This is a genomic window from Candidatus Methanoperedens sp. BLZ2 (assembly GCF_002487355.1).
In the GTDB taxonomy this organism is placed as follows: Archaea; Halobacteriota; Methanosarcinia; order Methanosarcinales; family Methanoperedenaceae; genus Methanoperedens.
Genome location: NZ_NTMG01000042.1, coordinates 14,261 through 26,452, shown reverse-complemented (window position 1 = coordinate 26,452; position 12,192 = coordinate 14,261). Strand labels below are relative to the sequence as shown.

The 12,192-nt window shown below is 41.1% G+C and carries 16 protein-coding genes; 4 read left to right on the top strand and 12 right to left on the bottom strand.

Annotated elements, in window-relative coordinates; genetic code table 11:
- Window positions 1–8: 8 nt before the first annotated feature.
- Window positions 9–590, bottom strand: a complete 582-nt coding sequence (locus tag CL181_RS07755; protein ID WP_097298737.1) for an L-threonylcarbamoyladenylate synthase — start codon at window positions 588–590, stop codon at window positions 9–11.
- A 132-nt stretch (window positions 591–722) separates the two neighbouring features.
- Between CL181_RS07755 and CL181_RS07750 the strand changes: the two genes are divergently transcribed.
- Complete coding sequence (locus CL181_RS07750) at window positions 723–995, top strand: hypothetical protein (RefSeq protein WP_097298736.1); 273 nt, start codon at window positions 723–725, stop codon at window positions 993–995.
- A 68-nt stretch (window positions 996–1,063) separates the two neighbouring features.
- Here CL181_RS07750 and CL181_RS07745 read toward each other — a convergent pair whose 3' ends face one another.
- The 5 genes from CL181_RS07745 to sat all read right to left on the bottom strand — a co-directional run bounded on the left by CL181_RS07745 (window position 1,064) and on the right by sat (window position 6,803).
- The gene (locus tag CL181_RS07745) at window positions 1,064–1,300 is read right to left on the bottom strand and encodes a DUF362 domain-containing protein (RefSeq protein ID WP_097298735.1); all 237 of its coding nucleotides are present in this window, start codon (window positions 1,298–1,300) and stop codon (window positions 1,064–1,066) included.
- A gap of 38 nt (window positions 1,301–1,338) precedes the next feature.
- Window positions 1,339–2,436 carry a cell division protein FtsZ gene (locus CL181_RS07740; protein WP_097298734.1) on the bottom strand — a complete coding sequence of 366 codons (1,098 nt, stop codon included), beginning with the start codon at window positions 2,434–2,436 and terminating at the stop codon, window positions 1,339–1,341.
- A 7-nt stretch (window positions 2,437–2,443) separates the two neighbouring features.
- Window positions 2,444–3,583 (bottom strand): DUF11 domain-containing protein, encoded by a 1,140-nt coding sequence (locus CL181_RS07735; protein ID WP_217993115.1) that lies wholly within the window; start codon window positions 3,581–3,583, stop codon window positions 2,444–2,446.
- Window positions 3,584–3,687: 104 nt separating this feature from the next.
- Window positions 3,688–5,499 (bottom strand): KUP/HAK/KT family potassium transporter, encoded by a 1,812-nt coding sequence (locus CL181_RS07730; protein ID WP_097298732.1) that lies wholly within the window; start codon window positions 5,497–5,499, stop codon window positions 3,688–3,690.
- 167 nt (window positions 5,500–5,666) lie between these two features.
- Window positions 5,667–6,803, bottom strand: a complete 1,137-nt coding sequence (sat, locus tag CL181_RS07725; RefSeq protein WP_097298731.1) for a sulfate adenylyltransferase — start codon at window positions 6,801–6,803, stop codon at window positions 5,667–5,669.
- 101 nt (window positions 6,804–6,904) lie between these two features.
- Between sat and CL181_RS07720 the strand changes: the two genes are divergently transcribed.
- Together CL181_RS07720 and CL181_RS07715 are read left to right on the top strand one after the other, a co-directional pair.
- On the top strand, window positions 6,905–7,144 hold the full coding sequence (locus CL181_RS07720; RefSeq protein ID WP_097298730.1) for an AbrB/MazE/SpoVT family DNA-binding domain-containing protein: 240 nt from the start codon (window positions 6,905–6,907) through the stop codon (window positions 7,142–7,144).
- Window positions 7,141–7,560, top strand: coding sequence for a type II toxin-antitoxin system VapC family toxin (locus CL181_RS07715; RefSeq protein WP_176505110.1), 420 nt, complete (start codon window positions 7,141–7,143; stop codon window positions 7,558–7,560). Before CL181_RS07720 ends, CL181_RS07715 begins: the two co-directional genes overlap by 4 nt.
- A gap of 14 nt (window positions 7,561–7,574) precedes the next feature.
- Here the strand turns inward: CL181_RS07715 and CL181_RS07710 are convergent, their stop codons facing one another.
- The 3 genes from CL181_RS07710 to mdh form a co-directional block, all read right to left on the bottom strand.
- On the bottom strand, window positions 7,575–8,294 hold the full coding sequence (locus CL181_RS07710; protein WP_097298728.1) for a phosphoadenylyl-sulfate reductase: 720 nt from the start codon (window positions 8,292–8,294) through the stop codon (window positions 7,575–7,577).
- A 9-nt stretch (window positions 8,295–8,303) separates the two neighbouring features.
- Window positions 8,304–9,161, bottom strand: a complete 858-nt coding sequence (locus CL181_RS07705; RefSeq protein ID WP_097298727.1) for a 4Fe-4S binding protein — start codon at window positions 9,159–9,161, stop codon at window positions 8,304–8,306.
- A 114-nt stretch (window positions 9,162–9,275) separates the two neighbouring features.
- Entirely contained in the window at window positions 9,276–10,205 is a 930-nt protein-coding gene (mdh, locus tag CL181_RS07700; RefSeq protein WP_097298726.1) for a malate dehydrogenase, read from the bottom strand.
- A gap of 103 nt (window positions 10,206–10,308) precedes the next feature.
- On the opposite strand from mdh, the gene CL181_RS07695 reads away from it, so the two are divergent.
- Entirely contained in the window at window positions 10,309–10,755 is a 447-nt protein-coding gene (locus CL181_RS07695) for a hypothetical protein (RefSeq protein WP_097298725.1), read from the top strand.
- On the opposite strand, the gene CL181_RS07690 is transcribed toward CL181_RS07695, so the two are convergent.
- Genes CL181_RS07690 through CL181_RS07680 form a run of 3 tightly spaced genes read right to left on the bottom strand, consistent with a single transcriptional unit; the run spans window position 10,749 to window position 12,189 of the window.
- Window positions 10,749–11,192: a Zn-ribbon domain-containing protein gene (locus tag CL181_RS07690; RefSeq protein ID WP_097298724.1), complete on the bottom strand. Its 444-nt coding sequence runs from the start codon at window positions 11,190–11,192 to the stop codon at window positions 10,749–10,751. The genes CL181_RS07695 and CL181_RS07690 overlap by 7 nt on opposite strands.
- A 3-nt stretch (window positions 11,193–11,195) precedes the next feature.
- The gene (locus CL181_RS07685; RefSeq protein WP_097298723.1) at window positions 11,196–11,552 is read right to left on the bottom strand and encodes a DUF2073 domain-containing protein; all 357 of its coding nucleotides are present in this window, start codon (window positions 11,550–11,552) and stop codon (window positions 11,196–11,198) included.
- Between the two features lie 4 nt (window positions 11,553–11,556).
- A complete protein-coding gene (locus CL181_RS07680; RefSeq protein ID WP_097298722.1) occupies window positions 11,557–12,189 on the bottom strand; it encodes an Era-like GTP-binding protein in 633 nt (210 codons plus the stop codon).
- Window positions 12,190–12,192 lie beyond the last annotated feature (3 nt).

Here is a 12,192-nt window from a genome sequence, read left to right as displayed (position 1 = left end):
TACCGGGATCAAAAATCTTCAAGCGCTGCCAAAACATCTTCAAAATTTGCGCCAATCCTTATGATCTTTCGATTAACAAGGTCAACCACTGTCGAAGGCTCACCTTTACATTCCCCGCCGTCAATAATATAATCTGCGCCCACCCTTATCTCACCCACTCTTCGCGGCGGCGCTTCCCCTGAAAAGTTGGCGCTCGTGGATGTTATCGGGACTCCCGCAAGTTGAATGAGATTGATAGTGGTTTCATGTGCCGGGAAACGTATGCCCACAAGTTCCGATCCTGAAGTGAGCACGCCAGGGACTAAATCCCTCTTTTTAAGAAGAACAGTCACAGGTCCTGGCAGGAATTTTTCAATAAAATGCCTTTCATTTTTCCCTATATACACAAGGTCTTCCATCATTTTAAGATCAGAAACAGCAACAGAAACAGGCTTATCCTTATCCCTTTTCTTGATGGCGAACACTTTTTCAAGTGCAATATTTGAGAAAATATTTGCCCCGATGCCATATACGGTTTCCGTGGGATAGATAACTATACCATTATTTCGGATGATTTCAGAGGCTTTTCTGATATCCGTTCCTATTTGCATGAGTGAACCCTGAAATTTGAATTATCATTACCGATTAGGAGATTTGTATTTGAAAAAACCACAGAGAGCGCAGAGGACACAGAGAAAACTGGTACGCTCTGTGCTCTCTGTGTGCTCTGTGGTTGATTATCTATGTCTAATTTAATTAATTTGAACAAACCAATACCGGAGTTCGTTCGGGTTCGCATTAGTTCGTTATTATTATCTAATATCAAACACCGCAAAGCACGCAAAGAGCGCAAAGGATTTCTGAAATATTTATCAAAAATACAGTGCTCAGGGATTACAGAAAAAAAGGATAGCAATATTTTGAAAAAAATAACCGCAGATTCCGAGTCGCGCCTCGGAAAGGCGCAGACACGTATGCCTTCGGGGCATACGTGGATTCCCGCTCCCGAAGGGTAATCGGGACGCAGATAAACGCAGATTTGTTGCCTCATATTTGTGTTTACCTGCGTTTTATCTAATTAAACCTAAGCCGGAACGATCGTCAACGACGATACCGGGCAGTTGCGGGTGCATATGCCGCAGGCGATACACACATTCTGATCGATCACTGCTGCGCCCATTGTCACTGAGATCGCAAGCTTTGCCTTATTTACATCAAAATCATCCGCTTTTGAAAGTTTTATATTTTGCGGGCAGACCGATACGCATATTCCACATCCGTTGCAAATATCAGATTGCATTAATTTCTTGTCCTTTGCCATGATGTAGGATACCTCTTATAGTGATATGAATATTTCGATTAATACTGGGGTTCCAATCCTTCAAGCCTGCTCTTTATTTCCCGGTTCAATCCTGTTGTCTGCTCCTTTCTCTCCCGTTCTTTATGCACTGCATCAATACCTATTTCAAATAACCTGTCAAGCTCAGAAGAAGAACTTATCGAAAGCAAGGTCAGCACTTTTGGCATTTGGCCCTCCCGTAAAAGAATACCTTTGAAGATCTGCCCTATTTCGGCAGATAACTTCTCAACCTCACTTGTGATATCATTAATATTCAGATATTTCTGATCTCCTTCAATTATTATCATCGCCCGGTTTGATTCCTTATAAGGATCAAGCTTAAAAAGCAGACCTGCCTGTGAAATACTGTGCTGGATAACACCTTTTACAGGCATATTTCTATCCCCGATACCAAAACCCATCGTTGCAAGCTTTGTTCCGCCGGACATAACAGTTTTAAAATCCCCAAGATCGGTCACCATCATCATTTCACTGTCAAGAGCCTTTAACAGAAAGAGAAATCTTTTTGCAACAGTAGAATTTATTTCATCATAAGCGTTTTTTATATCCTTTCCGAGATGTTTCAAATATTGGTTATCTACAATTATTGTACCATCACAATTCCCATCCATTATTTCTTTTACGCAAAAGATGGAATTTTGCAGGTATATAGAACCCTCTTCCCTGAAGGGAAGCACAATTATCCCATATACATTGTATTTATATCGTTCTTTCATTGCATTTATTAAAAGGGGCGCAAAAGACGAACCTGTCCCGCCTGATGACGAGGCCATAACAAATGCAACATCAAAATCGCCGCGCTCCTCGATAACCCGAAGCAGCAGTTCTTTATTTTCCTCAAAAGTCTGTTTTCCGACATTCCTGTTAGCTCCAACCCCGTGCAGATGCGGCACCTGGATCCTGTCTTTGGCTTTCGTATGCTTCAATTCTTTAAGGTCATTTATGGCAGTATTAATAGCGATAGTTTCAACGTGGCTTTTGAATTTCTGGGTTCCATAATATTTTGCAAGGGAACTTCCCCCAAACGCTTCCCTGTTAATGGAATCAAGTATCCTGTTACCGCATTGTCCAACTCCGATAATAAGTACATTCAGCATATTTCCTCTAGAACCTGTACTCCCTATGTCTCTTCATGATAAATAACACTATTCCAACTATGATCATTATCACGGGAATAAGGATATACAGATAATTTTTTTCTTTTCCTGTCACAATAATAGTATCGGAATTAGCAGAGGAACCTGTCATATCATCAGAATAACTGGTTTTTAATTGAATAGAATAATTTCCACTTTCAACTGCTTTCAGGGTAGCTGAATATTCTTCAGATTCATCCGGCTCTATTTTTGTATATGCCTGTCTTAAGTCTCCTTCAATTACTTCCATTCCTTTCGGAACGGTTCCTTTTATAAGGATTGATTCAGCAGATACATTGCCTTTGTTTGTAATTTTCACAATAGCTTTTATTGGCTCGCCTGCGAATATATTAACTTTATCGAGTGTAATAACTGTAACAAGACTGGATTTTTCTTTTTTATCCTCAAGAACAGTTAAAGAAACAGGATTAGATTGTGCACTTTTTGAACTATACTTGACAATGGTGGGTTCAATATTATATGAGCCAGGTTCCACTGCCTTCAGGGCGAACAAAAGCTCAAGGCGTTCGCCAGCTTTAAGTTCACCCTGTACCAAGGGCGGGAATCTTGAACCCGGTGCGCTTGTAAATCCTGGTGGGAACCTGTCTTCCATGGTAAGATTGTAAGCCGTCCCATTACCTGTGTTTTCCAATATCAATTTAAATTCAACAACATCACCTTTATTCAGTGTTGTTTTATCGACTGATTTTGTTAACACGATTTCTGGTATTTTCTCGGCAACCACGGGTATTTCAATATTATATTTTATGGGACTCCCCCAATTATCAGGGTATTCCACTGAAATTTTTGCCACTGTTGTGGTAATAAAAGATGAATTGAGATTGATCTTATTAAAAGGCTCAGTATTGATAGAGGGGTCTTCATTTTCCCGTAAATAATATAATTTTGTCAATCCGCCTGTAATCAGGTTAACCTTAACGAAAGGCATATCTCCGGGTTTACTGATCTCGATTATCTCAATTTTATAATATCCTGTCATGAAATCTAATCCGGTGTTGTTTTCAAGGAAAAAGGACTCGTTTTTGAGAGCATCAACAGGTATTGAAGATATAAACAAGAATAATAATAGAAAAGAGAATTTATTCATCAAGTTATGCTTTTTTTTCCGGTTCGGGATCATCTGCAAAACTGTATATAATACGATTATATTTAAACCTTATGAGCATCATTTTTATAATGACAAAATATATTTTACATCTCTATCCTTGAGATAACACCGTGAAGCTTGTGAGGCGGAAGTTTATAAAATTGGACAAACGCCGGAGTAAGCTTTTTAATTATAGAATAGACTCTCCAGATAACATTGTCCGAAACAATGTCCTCAAGGCCGTAAAAAATCGTTTTTTCATCTATCCCGTTTTCTCTCAAAATCTGTTCAACATCTACTACTTCCATATATCCCATATAAATCTCAAATACTCTTAGCCCATCTGCAAGCTGGCTCTTAAATGAACCGGAAATCTCATATGGATTCTCTGTTTTTATAAGGGAAACAATTATATTATCCTCATAAATTATATTATTATTGAACATTGTATTGCCAATATAAGGAGGCATCTTTTTGATATCTCTTGCAAAAAATAGAGCTGTCCCGCTGATTTTATTTATATTATTATATAGTTTAGTATATTCTTCAAGAAAAACATCCAGGTTCAAAGGCGAGAGCGCTTCAGCAAGCCTTTTCTGCCCATTGGTATAAATCAATATTATACTGAAAGGTACTAAAGCCAGGATTATGGACCAGTAGCCTCCATATGGTATCTTGTGCAGGCTTGAAGTGAGATAAACAATATCCACAAATGTCACAAGCAATGATAAAATGAATTTTGACCGTTCATTTTTCAAATAAAATATCCAGCTCATCATTATTCCCGTAAGCGCCATTGTTCCGGTGACCGCAAGACCATATGCCTCCGCAAGGTATTCGGATTTCCTGAACACGAACATGATGAACAGAACCGAGAAAAGTAAAAACCAATTTGCTGAGTCGATGTATATCTGCGACTGTAGTTTTGTTGAAGTATAATCAACTTTAAGCATAGGTAAAACACGGGTCGTAATCCCCTGATATACTATGGAGAACATCCCGCTGATCATGGCTTGGGAAGCTATTATCGTTGCAAAAATACTAAGTATGAGAAATGGAATGTAAAGAATTTGCGCCTGCCGGAGAACCATCTCAAAAAGAACGTTTGTTGTTTCGGGATGCTGGATGATATAGGCTCCCTGGCCCAGGTAATTCAACGAAAGAGCAATAAATACCAGATGCCATGCCCTGATTATGGGAAGCTTGCCCAATTGTCCCATATCTGCAAATAGAGCCTCACCGCCTGTTGCGCAGAGGATGACCTGGGAAAGCAGAAAGAATCCCTCGATCCGGTTTTCCAGGAGAAAATTTATTGCATGATATGGATTAACTGCAAGCAAAATTGAGGGAACATTGATTATGGAAATCAAACCGGAAAGAGCGAGCGCGGAAAACCATAAGACCATGATAGGCCCGAAAGCAAATGAAACTTTTTCGGTTCCCTTTTTCTGTATTGCAAAAAGGGCAATTGCGATTATTGCTGCGATGATAACAATAGTTCTCTGGCTTATTTCTTCAAGCCCGGGAATTAATTCCATGCCTTCAACGGCACTGAGTATGCTTATCGCTGGCGTGATCACACCGTCTCCGAAAATGAGAGATATACCGATAATGGAAAGGAGCGAGACAAATGATACTTTTCTTCCTGTCTTTAACAGAGGTACAAGTATCTCCCTCAGGACAATTGTCCCCCCTTCACCTTTTTGCCCAAGGCTCATGGCAAGCCATGTATATTCCACTGTCACTATTATGATAAGTGTCCAGAATATCAATGAAAGAATTCCCATAACATGGGATTGTGTTTTAGAAGTCAGGAGAAAAATAACAGTAATTGTATAGATCGGGCTTGTTCCTATATCACCGAAAACCAGACCCAGTGCTTTTATAATTCCAGTGATTGTTTCCCTCTGAACCATTGTTTGTCCTTTCCGTTCAAAATATCGATAAATCTTTCTCTTAAATTATCTTATTGCTTTTAATGTTTTCTAAATATTAACGATACTGTTTTTGAAAAAGTACAAAAAGATGGATATATCTGCAAGTGACCCGGGGCAATAACAACTTCAAACCGTATATTTCTAACTTATTCCACAAACGGCTTCCCTGACTTCAATATCACATCAGCAACTTCCGGCCTCATGGAATCTGCTGGCGGCCTCTTACCCGCTTCGATCATCTGCCTCATCTTTGTGCCGCTAAAATCCACCCTGTCCGCATGGGGACAGACCTTGTCGTTGGATATGCCGCCGCACTTGTTGCAATAGAAGAACGACATGAAGAACATCGGCTCAATACCAATATCAGGGAACTCCTTGAATATCTCCTGCGCAGCAAAAGGATGATAGTAGCTTCCCACACCCGCATGATCTCTGCCGATGATGAAATGGGTGCAGCCGTAATTCTTTCTCACGATAGCATGGAATATGGCTTCGCGGGGGCCTGCATAGCGCATCTCTGTCTGGAAAATGCCAAGAACGACCCTGTCCTTGGGATAATAATTATCGATCAGGACTTCGTAGCTTTCAAGGATCACGTCATCTTTAAAATCGCCTTTTTTCTTCTTGCCAATGACAGGATTTATGAAAAGGCCGTCAACCATCGTAAGCGCTGATTTCTGGAGGTATTCATGGCCAAGATGCGCAACATTCCTTGTCTGGAACCCTACTACTTTTTCCCAGCCTTTTTCCTTAAAGAGATTCCTGGTTTCGGCGGGTTTCATCGCATATTTGAAATAAGGGGTTTCTGATTCGTTTATCAAGCTGATCTTTCCGCCAAGCAGGGTGTCCTTCATGGAATAGGTCTTTGCCACACCCGGATGGGCGGCGTCATTTGTCCCAAACACCTGCTCTGCAAATGCTCTTTTATCGTAATTGTAGATTTCTTCGACCTGCATTACAGCTACGAGATTTGCATCATTTTTGAGGAGAATTTCATCTCCTTCTTTTATATCCCTGTTATCGGTGTCAAGAACAATCGGAAGCGTCCATGGAAGGCCGTTGGAGAGCCGTTTGTTGTAGAGAATGCTCTCGTAATCTTCCCGGCCATTAAAGCCTTCAAGAGGGCTGAATAGTCCGGAAGCGATATTTTCAATATCCTTCATCAGGTCAACGCTTACAGGGACGCCCTGATATTCAGAAGCCTGGTCTATGATCTTGTTTCGTTTTTGTTCGGTTAAGGTGCGGTTGATTAATTTTCCGCCGTGAGGTTTTATTTGTGTCATTGTAATCCCAGATTTTGGGCTTTAATGGGGTTGCGGTGTAATAATTGTTTGTGAAGGACTTTGGTTAGGCTAAAATACCAGTACAACCATACAGTACAACTATGCCTTTAACAAAAGTAAGCCATAAGTTCCAGGTGGTGATACCCAAGGACATACGTGAGCTTCTTGGAATATCAAAAGGGGATGTATTGCAGGTCTATGAGAAAGATGATGAGATAGTAATGAAAAAAACTGAGAACAAAACCCGGTTATCGCTTAAGGATTTAAAAGGTCTTGGCAAGGAAATATGGAAAGATATTGATGTCGAAGATTATATCAAAAAGGAGCGGGAGAGCTGGTGAAATATAAACGGATAGGACTTGATACCAATGTGCTCATCTATTACATCGAGGAACATCCTTTTTACCTCAGGAAAATCGAACCGCTGATAGACAGGATCGCTGAGGGGAAAGCCACAGGCATAACCTCTTATGTGACACTCCTTGAATTGCTTGTAAAACCTCTCAGAGAAAAAAGATTCGATCTCGTTGAGCAGTATAAAACAATCCTGCAAGCTCAGCTTGATATGGTGGCAATAGATGAACCGGTCTCAATAAAAGCGGCGCAGCTTCGGGCAAAATATGGGATAAAAACACCCGATGCGATCCAGCTGGCATCCGTAATCACAAAAAAAGGGGATGTCTTCGTGACTAATGATGAGAGACTTGGTGATGTGAAGGAAATTGAGGTTTTAACCCTGCGTGAAATTCCAGATTGAATGCCCAATCCGGACTACCTTTTCACATTTCCCGCATGCAGCCCGCATTCCTTCTTCGTTGCATCTTCCCACCACCAGCGCCCTTCGCGTTCATGCTGGCCCGGAAGCACAGGTTTCGTGCATGGTTCGCATCCGATACTTACAAACCCTTTTTCATGCAACTTATTATAAGGAACATTATTCTCTCTAATATAATCCCAGACCTGCTTTGAAGTCCAGTTTGCAATAGGATTGAATTTTACCAGGTTGCCAGTCCCGAAGGTGGGGTCTTTCTGTATGACAGGAACATTTGCTCTCGTTCCAGGACTCTGGTCTTTTCGCTGTCCTGTTATCCACGCATCCACTGTATTGAGGGCGCGCTTTAACGGATCAACCTTTCTTGCATCGCAGCATTCCTTGTGACCATCCCGGTAAAATGAAAACAATCCTTTTTCTTTCACCAGCTTTTCAGTTGCATCGCGGTTTGCGAAAAACACTTCGATCGGGATATTATAGGTCTTTCTGACCTCTTCGATGAACTGGTATGTCTCTGGATGAAGTCGCCCTGTATCAAGCGAAAAGACCCTGAAATCATTACTGATCTTTTTTGCCATGTCGATCAATACAACATCCTCAGCGCCGCTAAAGGATATTGCAATGTTTTTAAAATTATTAAGCGCAAGCTCCAGGATTTCCTGGGGCGTCTTATTCTCATAATCTTTTGCTGATTTTTCAATGTTAAGTTGTTCTGACATTTTTTTTCACTATCCTAAGATATCTTTACTGAATTTCTCAAATCCCACCCGTTCCAGACAGTCTCCAAACCGCTCACCAATATTGGTATTCTTCTTTGACCAGTTAATGATCCTCCTGAATATGGCCACAGCTTCCTCGGCGGATTTTGTGGCTGTTAATTCTTTTCCGAGTTTGGGGTATTTCCCGATCTTTCCGCCCACAAAGAGCTTATAGCCTTTCCATTCCTCATTTATAAGATCAGAAGGGCAAGTTCCAACACATGCGCCGCACAGGTTGCACTTGTCCCAGATGATCTTGGCCTTATCATCTTCTAAAACTATAGCCTTTTCCGGGCACATGAACGTGCATGTCCCGCACCCTGAACAAGCATCGGTATTAATAGAGGGCTTGAGTATGCCCATTACTCCGAGGTCGTTCTCCTGCGGCTTGGCACAGGCGTTCGGGCATCCTGTTACAGCGAATTTTATCTTAACAGGCATATCCTCGCCAAAAAATTCCTTGTCGAGTATTCCTGCCAGACCATAAGTGTCTATAATGCCGTAATTGCATTCCAGATTCCCCGGGCATGAAATTATATTACGTACCCGCGGACCGCAGGAGCCTGGCGGCGTCCCATTGTCTTCGAGTTCTTTTGTTATCGCATCCAGGTTATGTATATCCACATTCGGGATCTGCATCCCCTGGCGGGTTGTGATATGTATGTATCCGGTGCCGTATTTCCGGGAAAGACGGCTTATCCCTGAAAGCTGGTCTGAAGTGACATTGCCGCAGGGCATTCGAAGCCTGACCACGAAAAGGTCTTTTTGCTTCTGTTTCATATAACCGGATTTTTTAAGGATCGATATGTCGAGTTTTTCTAATGTCATGGTTCACCTTGATATACAGGTTGATATTTAAATAATTCTTGTGTTTAACTTGCAGGATCAAAATATAACTGATGAATGCGGCAATATTTGTTAGATTATTTCCAGATAATTAAATTAACTCAGAGAATTAAGAGATGCGATCCCTGACTTTACAGCTTCTGCAGATCTATCCAGGGCTTTTTTTTCTTCAGCAGTCAGTTCAAGTTCAAGTATCCCCTCAATACCAATCTTTCCGAGTTTGACAGGAACCCCAAGATATATGTCTTTCTTGCCATACTCTCCGCTTAAATAAGCGCATACCGGGAGAATACGTTTTGTATCCTTTACAACAGCTTCAACCATATTTGTCACAGATGCGGATGGGGCATAGAATGCGCTCCCGGTTTTGAGAAGATTAACAATCTCAGCTCCCCCGTTGATTGTCCGGTCAACAAGCCGATTGATTGTTGATTCCGGCATCAGCTCTGTGATCGGGACGCCTGACACGGTTGTAAACCTGGGAAGAGGCACCATTGTATCCCCGTGCCCTCCCAGAACCATCGCTTTAATATCCCGCACCGAACAGCCAAGTTCAAGCGCAATAAATGTGGCAAACCTGCCCGAATCAAGTACACCGCTCATACCGAATACCCTGTGTGGTTCAAAACCTGTGGTTTTCATGGACACATAAGTCATTATATCAAGCGGGTTAGTGACAGTGATAACCACAGAATCCGGTGCATAACGTTTGATATTTTCTGAAACATCGGTTATTATTTTAGTATTGATTTTCAATAAGTCTTCCCTTGTCATGCCTGGTTTTCTTGCTATTCCGGCAGTAATGACAACCACATCCGATCCCTCGATATCCTTATAATCGTTAGTTCCGATAATATTTGAATCATAACCCAGAAGTGGGCCAGCTTCCAGAATATCAAGAGCTTTACCCTGGGGCAGCCCTTCAACTATATCTGTCATTACTACATCCCCGAGTTCTTTTTCTGCTATTCTTTGCGCGGCAGTCGAACCAACCGCTCCTGCACCGATAATTGTAATTTTTGGCATTTATATTCACCTGGATTTTTTGGTATGAAGGTGATTAATGGACGATAATAGTTATCCACATTTGACGCAAAGGATATATTGGCGGAATGCATAACAAATCCTGATGAAAAAACTAATCCCTGTGATATTTCTTATCTTATTATTGTTCTTATTTCTCCCATTGTCCGGAGGGTCGCCAGGCAGCCGTACTTTTGAGATCTCATCAGTTACAATAAAATTCGATAAGACAGATGCTGAATTCATAGTAAATTATGATCTTGGTGCTATTCCGAAAATGTATATTCTCCTGATGGGAGGAAAAAGTATAGAACCAAAGATACAGGAACTCTTCTCAAATTTCAGTTATGAGATTATAAAGATAGATCAGGATAAGACAATTCTGCATGTGAAAAATATTTCAAGGTATGATAAGAATGTAAATTATTATATTCATGAATCTGTTAGTTTTGGAAGCACTCTTAATACGATATTTATTTATCTTCCTGGAGATAAGCATGCTGTTGAATATTCAGGCCGTAATGCTACACCAACAAAATTCTACCGTCAGTGATCCTTCTTTTTCTTAAAGACAGATGGCAAATTAACGATATATGTACCATCTTCTTTGAGCGCCATGACAATTTCTTTTCTTTCAAGCAGCGATTCAAGATTTAGTTCATACTGCCCCGGTGATAATATGCGGATTGATTCGATCCTGTCCCCGACTTCTTTTGCTGCATTTTCAGCTTTAGGTTCATTTTTTATTGTTAATTCGGTTTTTTCTTCCTTAATTCCCAGTATCTCATCGACTTCTCGTATGAAATTCGAAGCTTCAGGAGAGATCTGACCTGTGTTTGCCGCAGTTTCGATTTTTGCAGCTGGTCCGGGCACAAGGGAGTCATTTCTCACATAAAGGAACTTATTCCACCCGCATTTCGGGCAGCCGTTCAATATGATAGCTGCGCCGTCCTTGAATATGCTCTCGCATCTTGTACATTTATGTGGCATGGCTTATGGTGAGACTAACGCGCTTATTAAATCCCTATCCTTTCTAATTGTTTTTAACTGTGATGCCGGGCCTATAACCGTAAGGCGTGTCTTGAGGGTTGTTTTTCCAAAAAGTTTATTCAGGAAATTTTCGTTTTGTTTTACAGGGTAACTTTCGATCTCAATTCCTGAAAAATCATCAGGTTCTATCTCTGCCATTGTAAGTTCTATTAGTTTTGTCTGTTCACTGGGAGTGAGCCCTTTTTCAAGTATGAGTATCTTTCCGCTTCGCACTTCGTCAAGAATCAACCTCACTTTTTCCATGGAAGTCATGCCATCAAGTTTTTCTTCCGATATTAAATCCATCTGAATTCCTTTCATATAATCACCCGAAATGCTCTGCAATTTCTTTATACAATAAATCTATATTCTTCCCATCAAGAGCGGATATGGGAACAAGCGGATGCTGCGGAAAAGCGCTTTGTATCCTTGCCGGTGATGAATTTGGAAGGTCTATCTTGTTTGCTGCTATCAATATGGGAAGCTTCCGAGCTTCAAAATTCCCGATTATGACAACATTAACCTGGGTATACGGGTCTTCGGTTGCATCCATTACCAGTATTACGCCGTCTAAGTCTTCAAGCCATTTAACAGATTCCATTACTCCTTCTGTTGCCTCTTTGGCGCGTCTTTTCGATTCCTCTTCCGGGAGTCCGAATGTCATGAAATCATGAAAATCGATCTTTGTAGCAATTCCCGGCGTATCTATAATATCCAGTGTTACGGAAGAACCGTTACTCACTATTGTAACATCTTCGCGCCTTCTTGCTCTTCGTGTCTCATGCGGAATATGGGATACCGAACCCATGGCATCCCCGGTCCAATCCCTGACGATCCTGTTGGCCAGTGTGGTTTTACCAGCATTGGGGGGGCCATATATTCCGATTTTCGCTTTTTTTCTCTTAAATAGTCTTTTCAACCAGGAAAAGTTAAGTCCCAGCCTTTTTATTATGCCCATAGT